The organism is Salinisphaera sp. SWV1 (assembly GCF_052044155.1).
Classification (GTDB): Bacteria; Pseudomonadota; Gammaproteobacteria; order Nevskiales; family Salinisphaeraceae; genus Salinisphaera.
In genome coordinates this window covers 24,773-39,204 of the sequence record NZ_JBQDYE010000024.1, presented here as the reverse complement: position 1 = coordinate 39,204, position 14,432 = coordinate 24,773, and the positions used below count along the sequence as shown (strand labels likewise).

At 62.3% G+C, this 14,432-nt stretch carries 10 protein-coding genes and 1 tRNA gene; 4 read left to right on the top strand and 7 right to left on the bottom strand.

From position 1 onward, the window contains the following. Positions 1–64: 64 nt before the first annotated feature. The 4 genes from odhB to ACS8YF_RS12450 form a co-directional block, all read right to left on the bottom strand. Entirely contained in the window at positions 65–1,372 is a 1,308-nt protein-coding gene (gene odhB / locus ACS8YF_RS12465) for a 2-oxoglutarate dehydrogenase complex dihydrolipoyllysine-residue succinyltransferase (protein WP_440850528.1), read from the bottom strand. Positions 1,373–1,418: 46 nt separating this feature from the next. Beyond that, positions 1,419–4,334: a 2-oxoglutarate dehydrogenase E1 component gene (locus ACS8YF_RS12460; RefSeq protein WP_440850527.1), complete on the bottom strand. Its 2,916-nt coding sequence runs from the start codon at positions 4,332–4,334 to the stop codon at positions 1,419–1,421. A 316-nt stretch (positions 4,335–4,650) separates the two neighbouring features. Further along, positions 4,651–5,556 (bottom strand): UTP--glucose-1-phosphate uridylyltransferase GalU, encoded by a 906-nt coding sequence (galU, locus tag ACS8YF_RS12455; RefSeq protein ID WP_440850526.1) that lies wholly within the window; start codon positions 5,554–5,556, stop codon positions 4,651–4,653. Positions 5,557–5,640: 84 nt separating this feature from the next. Further along, positions 5,641–6,522 carry a MaoC family dehydratase gene (locus tag ACS8YF_RS12450; protein WP_440850525.1) on the bottom strand — a complete coding sequence of 294 codons (882 nt, stop codon included), beginning with the start codon at positions 6,520–6,522 and terminating at the stop codon, positions 5,641–5,643. Between the two features lie 736 nt (positions 6,523–7,258). Here ACS8YF_RS12450 and ACS8YF_RS12445 point away from each other — a divergent pair. Together ACS8YF_RS12445 and ACS8YF_RS12440 are read left to right on the top strand one after the other, a co-directional pair. Further along, positions 7,259–7,603: an EAL domain-containing protein gene (locus tag ACS8YF_RS12445; RefSeq protein ID WP_440850524.1), complete on the top strand. Its 345-nt coding sequence runs from the start codon at positions 7,259–7,261 to the stop codon at positions 7,601–7,603. A gap of 29 nt (positions 7,604–7,632) precedes the next feature. Continuing rightward, the gene (locus ACS8YF_RS12440; RefSeq protein WP_440850523.1) at positions 7,633–8,649 is read left to right on the top strand and encodes a diguanylate cyclase domain-containing protein; all 1,017 of its coding nucleotides are present in this window, start codon (positions 7,633–7,635) and stop codon (positions 8,647–8,649) included. A 385-nt stretch (positions 8,650–9,034) separates the two neighbouring features. Here ACS8YF_RS12440 and ACS8YF_RS12435 read toward each other — a convergent pair. Both ACS8YF_RS12435 and ACS8YF_RS12430 read right to left on the bottom strand, forming a co-directional pair. Beyond that, a tRNA-Leu gene (locus ACS8YF_RS12435) sits at positions 9,035–9,121 on the bottom strand. Positions 9,122–9,292: 171 nt separating this feature from the next. Beyond that, entirely contained in the window at positions 9,293–10,183 is an 891-nt protein-coding gene (locus tag ACS8YF_RS12430; RefSeq protein WP_440850522.1) for a LysR family transcriptional regulator, read from the bottom strand. 98 nt (positions 10,184–10,281) lie between these two features. Here ACS8YF_RS12430 and ACS8YF_RS12425 point away from each other — a divergent pair, with 98 nt between their 5' ends. Continuing rightward, the gene (locus ACS8YF_RS12425) at positions 10,282–11,298 is read left to right on the top strand and encodes a DMT family transporter (protein WP_440850521.1); all 1,017 of its coding nucleotides are present in this window, start codon (positions 10,282–10,284) and stop codon (positions 11,296–11,298) included. 111 nt (positions 11,299–11,409) lie between these two features. Here ACS8YF_RS12425 and ACS8YF_RS12420 read toward each other — a convergent pair whose 3' ends face one another. Beyond that, entirely contained in the window at positions 11,410–12,822 is a 1,413-nt protein-coding gene (locus tag ACS8YF_RS12420) for a PLP-dependent aminotransferase family protein (protein WP_440850520.1), read from the bottom strand. Positions 12,823–13,052: 230 nt separating this feature from the next. Between ACS8YF_RS12420 and ACS8YF_RS12415 the strand changes: the two genes are divergently transcribed. Beyond that, on the top strand, positions 13,053–14,351 hold the full coding sequence (locus ACS8YF_RS12415) for an MFS transporter (protein WP_440850519.1): 1,299 nt from the start codon (positions 13,053–13,055) through the stop codon (positions 14,349–14,351). The last annotated feature ends 81 nt before the right edge of the window (positions 14,352–14,432 follow it).

Genomic DNA, 14,432 nt, shown 5'->3' with positions numbered 1-14,432 from the left:
GCTTGTCCTTGCTTGATTTCTATAAAGAAGCGCGCCGGCATGAAGCCGGCGCGTCGGAATCGAATCAGACCTGTAGCAGAAGTCGCGCCGGATCCTCGAGCAGTTCCTTGATCGTGCGCAGGAACAACACCGCGTCGCGGCCGTCGATCAAGCGATGATCGTAGGACACGGCCAGCATCATCATCGGCCGGATCACGATTTCGCCATTGCGCACCACCGGCTTGTCGTTGGTCGCATGCATGCCGAGAATCGCCGCCTGCGGCGGGTTGATGATCGGCGTCGACAACAGCGAGCCGAACACGCCGCCATTGGTGATCGTGAACGTGCCGCCGGTCATCTCGTCCATCGTGACCTTGCCGTCCTGCGCCCGCTTGCCGAAATCGCGGATCTTGGACTCGACCTGGGCATACGATTGCTGGTCGGCGTCGCGCAGCACCGGCACGAGCAGACCGCGCGGCGAGGACACGGCCACGCCGATGTCGTAGTAACCGTGGTAGACGATATCGCCCTCGTCGATCGAGGCGTTCATGATCGGATAGCGCTTGAGCGCCTCGACCGCCGCCTTGACGAAGAACGACATGAAGCCGAGCTTGACCTCATGGTCCTTCTCGAACTTTTCCTTGTACTGCGCACGCAGATCCATGACCGCTTTCATGTCCACCTCGTTGAAGGTGGTCAGCATGGCGGTGTTCTGCGAGGCATCCAGCAGGCGTTCGGCGATGCGCTGGCGGATCCGCGTCATCGGCACACGCTGCTCGACGCGCTCGGGCGATACCTCGCCCAATGCCTGACGGTCGGCCTGCTCGGTCGCCGTCGCCTGTTCGGCGCTGTTGTCACGGCTACTGCCCGAAGCGCTCTTGCCGCTGGCCGCGGGCTTGTCTTCGATCGCCTTCTGCACGTCGGCCTTGGTGATACGGCCGTCCTTGCCGGTACCCGTCACATCGCGCGCGGCGACGTCGTTCTCGTCCATGAGCTTGCTGGCCGCGGGGCTCGCCAGCGTGTCGTCGCTGCCCGAGCCGCTCGCGTGTTCATCCGACGTGTCCTGGCTCGACGAGGCCTGGCTGGCCGTGGACTGGCTCGTGTCCTCGGTCGACTCGTCGTCGTCGGATTCGTCGCCAGCGGCATTACCGGCCGCGCCTTCCTCGATGATCGCGAGCACATCGCCGGCCTGGACGGTGTCACCCGCCTGAACCTTGATTTCGGCGAGTTTGCCAGCAGCAACGGCCGGCACTTCGAGCACCACCTTGTCAGTCTCGAGATCCAGCAGGTTCTCGTCGCGTTCGACCGCGTCGCCCTGCTTTTTCTGCCATTCGCCAACCGTGGCCTCGCTGACCGATTCCGGCAGCTCCGGCACTTTGACTTCTGTCGCCATTACTATTCCTGATTCGTCGTTTGTCTGTGAATGTTGATCCGCTTCACTACTTGTTGCGGACACCGGATTTCTTGCCGCGTGGATCGGCCTTGACCGTGCCTTTCTCGATCAGGTGCTCGCCGCCGACCAGGCCCGCCTCGACCACCGCCTCCTGCTGCCGCACATGCAGCTTGTGGTATCCCACCGCGGTGGTCGCCGCGCCCGGGCGCGTGGCATAGAGCAGCTCGTGATGATCTTCCAGCGGCACCTGCAGGCGATGCTTGATCTGATACCAGGCGCCCTGGTTCTCGGGTTCTTCCTGACACCACACGATCTGATCGGCATTCGGATAACGCGCCAGCACGGCCGCATAGTCCTCCGCCGGGAAGGGGTACAGTTGCTCGATGCGCACCAGCGCCACATCGTCGAGTTCGCGCTCTGACCGCTCCTGGTACAGGTCGTAGTAGACCTTGCCGCTGCAGAACACCACGCGCTTGACCTTGTCCGCTTCGAGATCGGCGGTGTCGTCGATCACGAACTGGAAGTGACCCTCCGCCAGATCCTCCAGCGTCGACGTCGACAGGCGATGCCGCAGCAGGCTCTTGGGTGTGAGCACAACCAGCGGCATGCGCAGATTGCGTACCATCTGCTGACGCAGGAGATGGAACCACTGCGCCGGCGTCGAGGGCACGCAGACGATCATGTGGCGCTCGGCGCACAACTGCAGGAAACGCTCCAGACGGGCCGATGAATGCTCCGGGCCCTGACCCTCGTAACCGTGCGGCAGGAACATCGTCAGGCCGCACATCCGGCCCCACTTGGCCCGGCCGCTGGCAATGAACTGGTCGATGATCACCTGGGCGCCGTTGACGAAGTCGCCGAACTGGGCTTCCCAGATCGTCAATGTATCCGGATCGGCCGAGGCATAGCCGTATTCGAAGCCGAGCACACCGGCCTCCGACAACAGCGTGTCGTGAACCTCGAAGGTGGTGCCGTCGCGCGAGCATTCGTTCAACGGCAGGATCGCCTCGCCGTCCTTCTGGTTGTAGATCTTGGCGTGGCGATGGAAGAACGTGCCGCGACCGGAGTCCTGCCCGGAAAGCCGCACGTTGAAGCCATCGTCGAGCAGGCTCGCATAAGCCATGTGCTCGGCGAAGCCCCAGTCGATCCGGGACGCACCGGCGGCCATTTTCCGCCGATCGTCGACGATGCGCTGCACGCGTTTGTGCAAGTCGAAACCGTCGGGCAGGCTGTCGTACATGGCCGAGGACAGGCGCCGCAATGTCTCCACCGGCACCGATGTATCGACAATGTTCGACCATTTATCGAGCCGGTACTTGTCCCAGTCCACGGTGTGTTCGTTGCCCACCATGCCGAGCGTGGTCCGACTGATGTTCTTGCCCGCGTCGAGCCCGTCGCGATAGGCGTCGAACAGTTCCTGGGCACCGTCACTGCCGATCAGGCCGATGTCCTGTAGATGCTTGGCATACAGCACGCGAGTCGTCTGCATGCTCTTGACCTTCTGATACATCAGCGGCTGGGTGACCGCCGGCTCATCCGCCTCGTTATGCCCCTGCCGGCGATAGCAGATCATGTCGACGATCACGTCCTTGCCGAACGTCTCGCGATAATCCATGGCCAGGCGCATGACGAACACCACCGCCTCCGGATCGTCACCGTTGACGTGGAATACCGGCGCCTCGAGCATCTTGGCGATGTCGGTGCAGTAGTTCGACGTACGCGACATCTCACCCTGCTTGCCGGTGATCGGATCCTGCATCGTGAAACCGAGCTGGTTGTTCACGATCAGATGCACCGTGCCACCGGTCGAGTAACCTTCGGCCTGGGACAGCTGCAGCGTCTCCATGACGATGCCCTGCCCGGCGAAGGAGGCATCGCCGTGAATCAGCACCGGCAGCACGGTTTCGCCAGCGGTATCGTGGCGGCGCACCTGACGCGCTTTCACCGACCCCTGGGCGACCGGATTGACCGCCTCGAGATGGGACGGGTTGAACGCGAGCACCAGATGCACGCGTTCGTCCTCGATTTCGATATCGGTGGAGAAGCCGAGGTGATATTTGACGTCGCCCGACATATCGAGCTCTTCAACGTCGTACTTGCCCTCGAACTCGGCGAACAGCTCGCTCGGCGCCTTGCCGAGAATATTGACCAGCACGTTGAGCCGACCGCGGTGCGCCATGCCGATCACGACTTCGTCGACGTGATGGCGAGCGGCGGAACGGACCAACTCGTCGAGCGCCGGAATCATGCTGTCCGCGCCTTCAAGCGAGAAGCGCTTCTGACCGACGTACTTGGTGTGCAGATACCGTTCGATGCCCTCGGCCGCCGTCAGCTGACGCAGGATCTCGAGCTTTTCATCGTCCTTGAGCCCGGGGTGCTCGACGCCGGCTTCCAGACGCCGCTGGATCCAGCGTTTCTGCTCGGTATCGGTGATGTACATGTACTCGGTGCCGATCGTGCCCGTGTACACCTGCTTGCAGACATCGATGATGTCCCGCAGCTTCATCTCGTCGTCATGAGCGTACAGCGAACCGGTGTTGAACACCTTGTCCATGTCCGCCTCGCCGAGGCCGTGATAAGCCGGGTCGAGATCCGGCAGCGACGGTGGCTGATACAACCCCAACGGGTCGAGATCGGCCACGCGATGCCCGCGGCTGCGGTAATGGTTGATCAACTGCAACACGCCCGCCTGCTTCTGGGCCGCGCGGGAGGAAAGCCCCGGTTTCGCCGACGCGCCCTGCCCCGCCGAAGCCTGTACATCGACGAACGAATCGCGGATCGGGCCGTGGGCGATATCGCTGCCACGGCCATCGCCGTTGAGGCTCTTGAAATAGTCGCGCCAACTCGGCTCGACTGATTCCGGATCGCGCAGATATTGCTCGTAATAGGCTTCGACGTAGGAAGAGTTGCCGCCGAACAACGGGGAGGTACTGATGAACTCGTCGTTCAAGTCACTTTTCATAGAAACTGGTCTGTGGCCGTGTCAGGGTGCCGGATACACCCCGGTGTCGTTGGCCGGCGCTCCGCTGCCATCATCCGGTCTGCGCCGGGCGCTCATGATAACAAATTGCCAGCGCCCCGGGCCGGCGCGAACGCCGGCATCCCGGGCCGCCTGCTAGTGCCCTGTCTCGCAAGTTTCCTATCAAACGAGCGAGAGCCGTCGGCGTGGCTGGCAAGGCGCAAAACCCGGTCGTATCCGATCATACGGCTGAATTTCGCGACGCCGCCACACGCGGTGACGACCGCGCGCAGTGTAAGGTTACTTGCGAAACCGGACACTAACTGGCCTGTTTCGCTTCCGAATCGTCTTCCCAGCTCGCGGTGAGCCGCTTGAGATAATCCCGGAACTCATCGCCGATTTCGGCATGCTTAAGTCCCATTTCAACATTGGCTTTCAGATAGCCGAATTTGCTGCCGCAGTCATAACGCGTGCCTTCGAATTCATAGGCCAGCACGGTCTGTTCGCCCATCAGCGCTTCGATCGCGTCCGTCAGCTGAATCTCGCCGCCGGCGCCCGGCTTGGTCTTGTCGATCAACCGGAAGATGCGCGGCGTGAGAATATAACGGCCGACCACGGCCAGATTTGAGGGTGCTTTCTCGGTCGCCGGTTTCTCGACGATGCCGCGAATCTCGGACAGGCCGGGCCCGATCGGCTCGGCCTGCACGATGCCGTACTTGTGGGTTTCCTCCCACGGTACCCGCTGTACCGCCAGCACGCTGGTCCCGTACTCCTGATACACGCGGTGCATCTGCGCCATGCAGGGCTGGAACGAGCCGGCGATCAGATCATCGGCCAGGATCACGGCAAAGTCCTGATCGCCCACTGCCGGCAGAGAACAGCGAATCGCATCGCCCAGGCCAAGCTGCTCGGGCTGACGGATGTACACACAGCTGATACCTGGCGGCAACACGTCATGCACGGCGGCCAGCAGCTCTTCCTTGCCCTTGGCTTCGAGCGCGGCTTCGAGCTCGTAGTCGCGGTCGAAGTGATCCATGATCGAATTCTTGGCGTGGCTGGTGATGAACACCATCTCTTCGGCACCGGCCGCAATCGCCTCCTTCACCGCGTATTGCACGAGCGGCTTGTCCACGACCGGCAGCATCTCCTTGGCACTGGCCTTGGTTGCCGGCAAAAAACGGGTGCCGAGTCCGGCTACTGGAAATACCGCTTTACGAATTCGCATAACAGTTCCTTTATCTAGACTTGATTCCGTCGTGGTCACCGCGCGATCTGTCACAGCCTGCGGCAAGCCGCACCGGCCGCCGACTCACGGATATCGAACCTCGCCCGTGAAGTGCTGAACATCGCCGGAGCGACTGGTCAAGGCAAAATCCACGCCGTTGTCGGCGCCACCGTGCTTGAATACCACGGTGCTCGGTAGAAACACGGGTTTTTTGAAGGCAACCGAAAGTGAATACGCCTCGGCGCTCAGATGCGGCTGCAGCGCGGCCGCCGCCCGCGCCTTCATCCACATCCCCGTCGCGATAGCACGCGGGAAGCCGAACAGCTTGGCACTCCAGGCGCTGAGATGAATGGGGTTGTAGTCGCCAGCCGCCGACGCATAGCGCCGACCGATATCGGCAGGCACCTGCCAGGTGGCTTCCTCCGCGAGCGTGAAATCCGCTGCGGGTGCCTGTCGCTTACGGCTCGAAGCGCCGCCGGAGCCGCCCTTGCCGCGCGACAGCATCACGCCGGTTTCTTCCCAGATCGCAGCGCCGCTTGCATCGTTGACCCGGGTGACGAGATCGAACTCGATGCCCTTGGCCGCCTCGCGATGCCCGCCCACCGACACCACCAGATCCAGCGGCTCGTCGGCCCGGATCGCCCGATGCTGGGTGATGTGGTTGCGCACATGAATCAACCCGAGCAACTTGAGCGGGAAACGCCTGTGCGTCAGCACTGCCATGTGCATGGGAAACGCCAGTACGTGCGGGTAAGTCACCGGCAAGGTGTCAGCGCGCGGGAAACCGCAGACCCGGCGGTAGCGCGCAAGATTCTCCGCCCTGACTTCCAGGTCATTCAATCGGGCAACGATCTCGGGAATCGTTTCGCCCCTGGACAGGCCGGAGCCGAAATTCGCGACCGCCCGAAAATAGGACGGCGCCACGGCCGGCAACTGCTCGAAATCGAGCCTGATCTCTCCTGACATCGGTTTATCGTCTGTGGACGATGGAAGATCGGAGTTTAACGCGTTGGTTGGGCAATACAATGATGAGCCGTGCCCGACCATTCAGCTTCAATTCGGATATTTCCGCTTCGCCTTGATTCGCCGGACGCACCGCGAGGCAAAACAAGCACATGCCTTGAAACAGTAAGACCGCAGATCGCGAACGATCGCGCCGGCCCGGCTCTCAAGGCGCAATGGCTCGCGCGCCACCGTGATGCCCCGGGGCGGGCCGTAGACCGCGTCGAAATAAGTGTACCGGCCGAAATGCGGCGCTCATCAGGAAATAACGCTGCCCGTACACCAATCCCACCGACCGGTTTCAGCGGCCCGACCGGCCCCTGACCGATCCCGCATCCTGACAGGCGCACCGGCACGTCGTCGATGCCATTCTGGATCGTGCGCTCGGGCCGGTGGCCGTTCTGCACCGCGGCGCATCAAACACCTGGCAGTCGATCATCAGCGTGACGGTCCAGAAAGGCCCGCCACGCGGTTTCCACAGCTTGCCCCACCCGGGCCACACGCATCGCGACACAGTCGGCTCGTAAGTGGCTCTTCGGCCCCGGTTGCTGGTCTTACCGTCGAATCATCGGTATCGTTTTCCATGGTGTAACTTTGATGGCTGGTGGGTTGCCGGCCCTTCCATTCCAGCCGGATACGCCGCCTGTTTCTATCCCGCCTGTACACCCCGTTCGAGCACAGCTCCCCGACGGATATGCAAGTGGTCGTTGATGATTTCAGCACGGGTTGCTCGTCGTTTCCCGACCTCAAGCACTCCCAGGGCGATGGCATCATGATTGACCGAACCTTCGTGGAACGCTTGTCGGGCCAGGCCAGGGATGAGGAGCTTACCCGCCTGATGATTGCACCGGGAGACAAACTGAATATTCCGGTGGTGCCTGAAGGGATCGACACGCAAACCCAAACGGGCGCCCTCAGCCGATACGATGGCAATCGGACTCCAGGCCAGCTGATTGCGCCAGCGCTGCCGGCGCCTCAATTTGCCGCTTATATCAACAGGCAGAGTCCCTACAAGGAAACGCCCATGGTCTTATTCAGGTGCTAGACAGCATCAAAGCAACAGCAGGTTCAAGAATGAGCCAGCCAATCAGAAAAACACGCATTCCGCCAGACAAACTTTTACAAATAATAAATATTCAAACTCACATCAGCCAGCTATGGTTGAATCTCGGCGCCATAATGGATGTGGCCGCCCAAGGTGCATGTGAGTTGACCGGTGCAGACGGGGCGGTGATAGAGCTGACCGAAGGCGATAAAATGGTCTACCGGGCGGCTGTGGGACAGGCGGAATCACAGATTGGCCTCCGACTGAATCGCCAGGGCAGCTTGTCCGGGCTGTGTGTCGACACGCACCAGATATTGCTATGCGACGACACCGAGTCGGACCCGCGCGTCAATTCCGAAGCCTGTCTACAGGTTGGTATCCGCTCGATGGTTACGGCGGCGCTTCGGCACGACGGCGTTGCCGTAGGCGTGCTGAAAGTGCTATCGCCCAAGCCAAACGGCTTTGACAATACGGACATCGAGATACTGGATCTTGTGACCGACCTGCTCAGCTCTTTTATTTTCCATGCCGCTGAGCATGAAACGGGCCGGCTATTTTATCTGGCCACGCACGATCAGATGACGGGGCTTGCCAACCGGGCGTTGTTCTTCGACCGCTTCCGCCAGCGACTGACACAGGCGCAGCGTAATTCAGACCACTTCGGTGTTCTGTATCTGGATATGGACCGCCTCAAACCTATTAATGATCTCTACGGGCACCGGGCGGGCGATGAAGCCATCACGGAAATGGGCCGCCGCTTGCTGGCGGTAACTCGAGAATCGGATACCGTGGCCCGGCTAGGCGGTGACGAATTTGCGATACTAATGCTGAAACTCAAACAAACAGCCGACGTCCAGCATTTAATACGGCGCATTCAAGGCGAGCTTGCCAAGCCCTTCGCGTTCGAGCCGCACACACTGAAGCTTGATTCCAGCATCGGCTGGGCGATTTACCCGCAGGATGGTGATGAGATGGGGAAATTGCTGGAGTCGGCTGATCGCGTCATGTACCGAGAAAAGCAGCGCAAAAAGCACCCTATTCACTGACACATGAATGAGCAGTCTTGGCTGTCAACGCGGACTGAAAAGTTCCCCTTGCGGATAGAATTGCCGGATCAAACCAGCCAGCAGCAGCCGCCACAGCGCGGCGGGTGAGCGGCACGCACTTCAGCACCACAGGCTGCCCTCCGGACGTCCGGGCCCGTTTGAAAGCTTGAAACCTTCGCAGAACAGGCATAGCGGATCGGATTAGCCTCGGACATCGTTGTGACCTTAGTGAGTTGGCGGGTATGGCAAACCCCACGCTATAAGCGGAGTCTCGCCGCTCGCCTTCACGCTTCCTGCTAATCCGCGTTGAGCCGTAAAAAAAGCCCGCAACCCTTGCGATGCGAGCTATACAACAGATCATCCCGCACCGTCCAAGACAGTGCAATGGTGCCCGGGGCCGGACTCGAACCGGCACGACCCGAAGGTCAAGGGATTTTAAGTCCCATGCGTCTACCTATTTCGCCACCCGGGCTGGCCGCGGATTTTAGCAGGGAAGCGGTCGAAGCGTGCGCCGAATGGTCTGGCAACCCGACCGACGCAGCCCGATATTCGGATATCCGATGACACGGGGGCGGGCTGGTCCCGCGGCGAACTTGCTGCCGCGATACCGGGCAAACCCCGGATGCAACGAGGCGCCAGCGCCTTACGCCAGACGAAAGTGCTCGATAAAAGCGCGCAAGAGCCCGAGATGGCGTGCCGATTGTGGAAAGTAGAGGAAAAATCCGGGGCGCGCGGGCGTGAAGGCTTGCAGAACCTGGACCAGGTCGCCGCCGTCCAGATCCGCCTGCACGCCTCGCTTGAGCGACCAGCCGATCCCCAGACCCTGGCGTGCGGCGTCGACCACGGTTCGCAGGTCATTGAGTATCAGTCCCCCACCCGGGTTGACCGTGATCGCACCATCGGCTGTCAGAAAACGCCATTCGGCAATACGCCCCGAGCTCGCTCGGCGATAGCGGATACAGGCATGCTGGAGCAGGTCGCGCGGCGCCGCCGGCAGACCATGCCGGTCGAGATAATCCGGAGAAGAGACATAGGCCGCGGGTTCCGACGAGGAAAGCCGCACCGCGACCTGATTGTCCTGCAGATGATCGCCCAGGCGAATACCGGCATGAAATCCATGGGCGGCGAGATCGGTCAGGGCTTCGTCGATTGTCAGGTCGAGTTCGATACCGGGATAGGCTGATTGAAACGCGCGCATCCGCGGCGCGACGATCAGCTGCCAGGCCCGAAAAGGCAACGTGAGGCAAAGCCGGCCCGATTGCGCATGCCTCGGGTCGCGTACGGCATCGACTGTCCGCTCGATGGCTTGCAGTAGATGGCCGCTGCCTTCGAACAACGCCCGTCCGGCCTCGGTCAATGTGAGCGATCTCGTCGTCCTGTGGAACAACGACGTGCCGAGACGTGTTTCGAACGCCTTCAACTGGTGCGATACCGCTGGCGGGTTGACGCCCAACGATTTCGCCGCGCCGCGTAGCGAGCCCTGCTCCGCGATCATCACGAAAGTCTGTAATGCAGCAAGATCGGCACGATTCATTGTTCGATTTTTTCAAATTCTCCAGGCTACCAACAACGACTATACGACACGATTAGGCTCTGAAAAGCTGGCCACGCCCTTTTCTTGCCCTGTCAGTTATGTGGAAATCCGGAGCAGCGCGGTCATCAACCCGCGTCGGCGTCGCGACCATCATCACGACCGTTTTTGGCATGGCGTTGGCCGACGCGCTGATCAAACAGTCGAGTACCGCCATGACGCTGTGGCAGATCTATGTGCTGCGATCCGCGCTGGTGCTACCGATTCTTCTGGCAATGGCGCGCGGACGCATGAACACGGGCCGTTATGGCTGGATCGCGCTGCGCAGTCTGGCGCTGGTATTGATGTATCTCGGCATCTACGCGGCCATTCCATGGCTTGAGCTATCGGTGGTGGCGGCGGCGTTGTATACATCGCCCCTGTTCATCGCCGGGCTGTCTGCCATCGTCCTGCGGGAGCGCATCACGTCGCGGCATTGGCTCGGCATCCTGATCGGTTTTGCCGGCGTGTTGCTGATCGTCCGGCCGGCGGCATCGGGCTTCAAACCACTCGCCCTGGTGCCGGTGGGCGCCGCTTTTCTATATGCAGTGGCCGCGGTCATCACCCGTGCCAAGTGCAGCGACATGCCGACGCGGGCTCTGGCCGTCTGGCTCAATCTCGGCCTTCTTGTGACCGGACTGGCGGCGAGCCTTTGCCTAAGTCGAACGGGCGTCGGCGCCGGCTTCGACTACCCTTTCCTGTTTGGCGCGTGGCGACCCATGAGCGGCCGCGACGGGAGCGTTATCGTCGTACTTGCATGTCTGATGATCGGCATCAGCCTGGGTCTCGCCAGGGCCTATCAATCCCCGCGGCCACAAGTTATCGCCACGTTCGACTATAGTTTTCTGATCTTCGCGACATTCTGGGGATTCGTGTTTTTTGGCGACATCCCGGACCGGCTGACGCTGCTCGGCATGGGGCTGATCGTGCTCGCCGGCGTGATCGTCCTGACCGCTGGCACGCCGGAGCCGGCAAGGCCGGACAAAGCGAAAATTGCGCGGGATCAACCTCTTGCTCCCGGCCGCGTCAAAACCACGACTCGCCTACCGCGAACCGATGCGGCCCCATCAAATCGCTAACGCGGCCCAGGCAACGGGTGCGGCGCGCCGCGCTCGCGAAACCGCAGCTTCAAGCTGGCCTGCGGCAAACGCTTCGTCCTCGGCACCAATGAAATTGCCAGGATGATCGGCTCAGCCGAGACGATCGCGGACCAGACCACCGAGGGTCTGCAAAGCAGATTTCGCTCTCTCATCCCATGCGACAGCCGCGTTCAACCGCATACAGTTCTCGAATCCGGCGTTTGGCGCGAACAATGCGCCCGGGGCAAAACTGACGCCGCAGCGGAGGCTTTCGGCCAGCAGCGCCGCGGTATCCACCATGCCCGGGAGTTCGGCCCACACCAGAAAACCGCCCTGCGGCGCACTGATCTTCGTCCCCGCCGGAAAATGTTGCTCGAGCCGGGCGATGAGCCGGGCCACGCATTGCCGATACGCTCGGGCGGCGGCTCGCATATTCCGGTCGACGTGAGCGTTCGCCAGGTAATGCGCGAGCGTGAGTTGGGCCGGGGTGTTGACCGAGATCGTGCGCAAGTACTGCGCCATGGCGGCCTGCTGCCGGTATCGTCCCGGCACCGCAAGCCACCCGATGCGCAGACCGGCACAGATGGTCTTGGTCGCCGAGCCGCAGTAGAACAGCCGTCCTGCCCGATCCCAGGCCTTGAGCGGCGTGGGCCGTCGACCGGTCTCGACCAACTCGCCATATGTATCGTCTTCCACGATGGGCACCGCATGCCGCTCGGCCAATGCGACAAGGGCCTGCTTGCGCTCATCGGACAACGTGACCCCCAGCGGATTCGATGCCACCGGAGTCACCACACAGGCGCGGACTTCGCGCGTGCGAAACGCCAGCTCAAGTTGGTCGAGCGCGAGGCCCTGGCTCGGATCACTCGGAATCGGCAAGGCCCGCAGCTGTTGCTGTTCGAGAACCTCCAGCAAGCCGTAGTAGGTCGGCGCTTCCACCGCGACGACGTCTCCCTGCCGACACAGCATTTTCAGCGCTATCGCCATCGCTTCCTGACAGCCATTGGTGATCAACAGATCGTCCGGATCGAGTCGGCACCCCGCCATGGCCAATCGCCTGGCCAGTTCCGTTCTCAATTCAATAGCGCCGGGCGGAAAGGCTTGGCTCATGCAGCGGCGACGGGCGCGGCGCCAGACGGTTCGACTCGCCGCCGCCATCGCCGCACTCGGCATGTAATCCGGGTGCGGCGTGGCCGCGCCAAAACTCACGGTCCGCGGATCGTCCGCGGCGGCGAGAAGCTGCAGTATTCGATGCCCGCCGGCAACGGGCACGGGCGAGGCACCGTGTTCGGGAACGGAAGGCAACGCCGATCGCCGCGGGCCCACCACGAAATAGCCTGACCGCGGCGCCGCTTCGATCGCCCCACGGCGCTCGAGCTCGTGGTAGGCACGAACGCTCGTGGAAACGCTCACGCCGCGTTGCCGGCTGATCTGTCGCACCGAAGGCAAGCGCGCCCCCGGCGGGTAGACGCCGGCACGGATCAGCCAGGACAGGTCATCGGCCAGCGTTTCGTACAGATGCATGGCGGCCTCGCGTTCGCGGTTGATCACTGTACCGCATACATACCGCCAATCTGTGTCTGTACCGTTGCTATGGAGTGGCCGACGATCGGGCCTTGGCGTACCCACCGGAGCCGCATGGTGCACCTGGCGTTATCGATCAACCCGTCACACGAGCCGATCATCCGCGTATGGGCGCGATCCGTGCTGACGGCCCGACGACGCCGTGGCGTGCCCGCCGGTCCGGCAGCAACATGAACCTCGTGGCATGGCGCACCCTCAGCTATTGTCTTTTGGCGGCGGCGTTTTTCATCGGCTTTTTCAACCGATTCGCACCCGCGAGTTTCGCGCTACCGATCGGCCGGAGCTTCGGCCTCGGGCCTGCCGAGATCGGCGGCCTGGGGGCGGCCCATTTCTGGGTCTATACGCTGATGCAAATTCCGGCGGGGCTCATCGTGGACCGCATGGGTATTCGCGTACCGGCCGCGGCCGGCACGATGTTGACCGGCGCCGGGGCGCTCACGCTGGGCCTGGCGACAAGTTACCCGATCGCGCTTGCCGGCCCCGGTCTCGTCGGATTCGGCATGTCGCTGGTTTTCGTCGCCATGATGAAAAACAACGCCATCTGGTTCGACCGGCGGCGATTCGGCCAGATCACCGGTTGTACGTTGCTTGTCGCCGCACTCGGTTCGATTACGGCCGAAGCGCCCGCACATCTGTTGCTGAAAACACTCGACTGGCGCCCGATATTCATCGGTCTCGGGGCCCTCACGCTGGCCGTCGGCGTACTGATCAGCCGACTGTGGCGTTCCCCGCCTGGCGCGCAAGACATTCACGGCGCCACGCAGGCACCGCCCGGTGGCGACGATCTGGCGCGCATGACGGCCTGGCACGACGCCGTGCGCTCGCCGCAGCTCTGGCTGATATTGCTCGCGATCTCGGGAACCAACGGCACGTTCTATGCGTTCGCCGGGCTCTGGGGAACGCGCCTGCTTGGCGACGGCTTTGGCATGTCCGGCGATGCCGCCTCCTGGGTCCTCACCGCGGCGCTTGTGCCTTACGGTCTGGGCTCGCTACTCGTGGGGCACTTTTCCGACGGGCTGCAGACACGCAAGGCATTCGTGTTATCGGCATCGCTACTCGGTTCACTGGCCTGGGCCGGATTGCTGTTCGCGACGTGGTCCAGCGGGGCACTTGGTCTTGCCTGTTTCCTGGCGCTGGGACTGTCGAGTGCGCAGGTCGTGGTGTCTTTCGCCGCAGTCAAGGAAAGCGTGCCCGAGCACGTCGTTGGGGTCTCGCTCGCCCTGGTGAACATGGGCGTCTTCCTGACCACCGCGGTCATCGAGATGGGCTATGGCTGGGCGCTGTCCTGGTCGGCCGGCAGCGCGGCCACGCCAGCAGACCTTCGCGCTGCACTGTGGCTACCCGCCCTGGTGAGCCTTGCCGGCTTCGTCGCGACATTCTGGATTAGAGAGACGTTTCCACGCGCCAAGCAGAGTGCGACCGCCCGCATCCCGGGCGCACTGTCCGGGCGCCCGGACAGCCAACGCTGACTGCGAAGCGCGGGCGCCTGCGTGAATCCATTGCCTTGCCAGGTCGGACCGCGTCACCTTGTCCCAGTCCGATACGTTAAA

What these genes read in the sequence shown, in the direction of transcription:
- odhB (WP_440850528.1), bottom strand. Translation starts at nt 1,372, where the DNA reads ATGGCGACAGAAGTCAAAGTGCCGGAGCTGCCGGAATCGGTCAGCGAG.
- ACS8YF_RS12460 (WP_440850527.1), bottom strand. Translation starts at nt 4,334, where the DNA reads ATGAAAAGTGACTTGAACGACGAGTTCATCAGTACCTCCCCGTTGTTC.
- galU (WP_440850526.1), bottom strand. Translation starts at nt 5,556, where the DNA reads ATGCGAATTCGTAAAGCGGTATTTCCAGTAGCCGGACTCGGCACCCGT.
- ACS8YF_RS12450 (WP_440850525.1), bottom strand. Translation starts at nt 6,522, where the DNA reads ATGTCAGGAGAGATCAGGCTCGATTTCGAGCAGTTGCCGGCCGTGGCG.
- ACS8YF_RS12440 (WP_440850523.1), top strand. Translation starts at nt 7,633, where the DNA reads ATGAGCCAGCCAATCAGAAAAACACGCATTCCGCCAGACAAACTTTTA.
- ACS8YF_RS12430 (WP_440850522.1), bottom strand. Translation starts at nt 10,183, where the DNA reads ATGAATCGTGCCGATCTTGCTGCATTACAGACTTTCGTGATGATCGCG.
- ACS8YF_RS12425 (WP_440850521.1), top strand. Translation starts at nt 10,282, where the DNA reads ATGTGGAAATCCGGAGCAGCGCGGTCATCAACCCGCGTCGGCGTCGCG.
- ACS8YF_RS12420 (WP_440850520.1), bottom strand. Translation starts at nt 12,822, where the DNA reads ATGCATCTGTACGAAACGCTGGCCGATGACCTGTCCTGGCTGATCCGT.
- ACS8YF_RS12415 (WP_440850519.1), top strand. Translation starts at nt 13,053, where the DNA reads ATGAACCTCGTGGCATGGCGCACCCTCAGCTATTGTCTTTTGGCGGCG.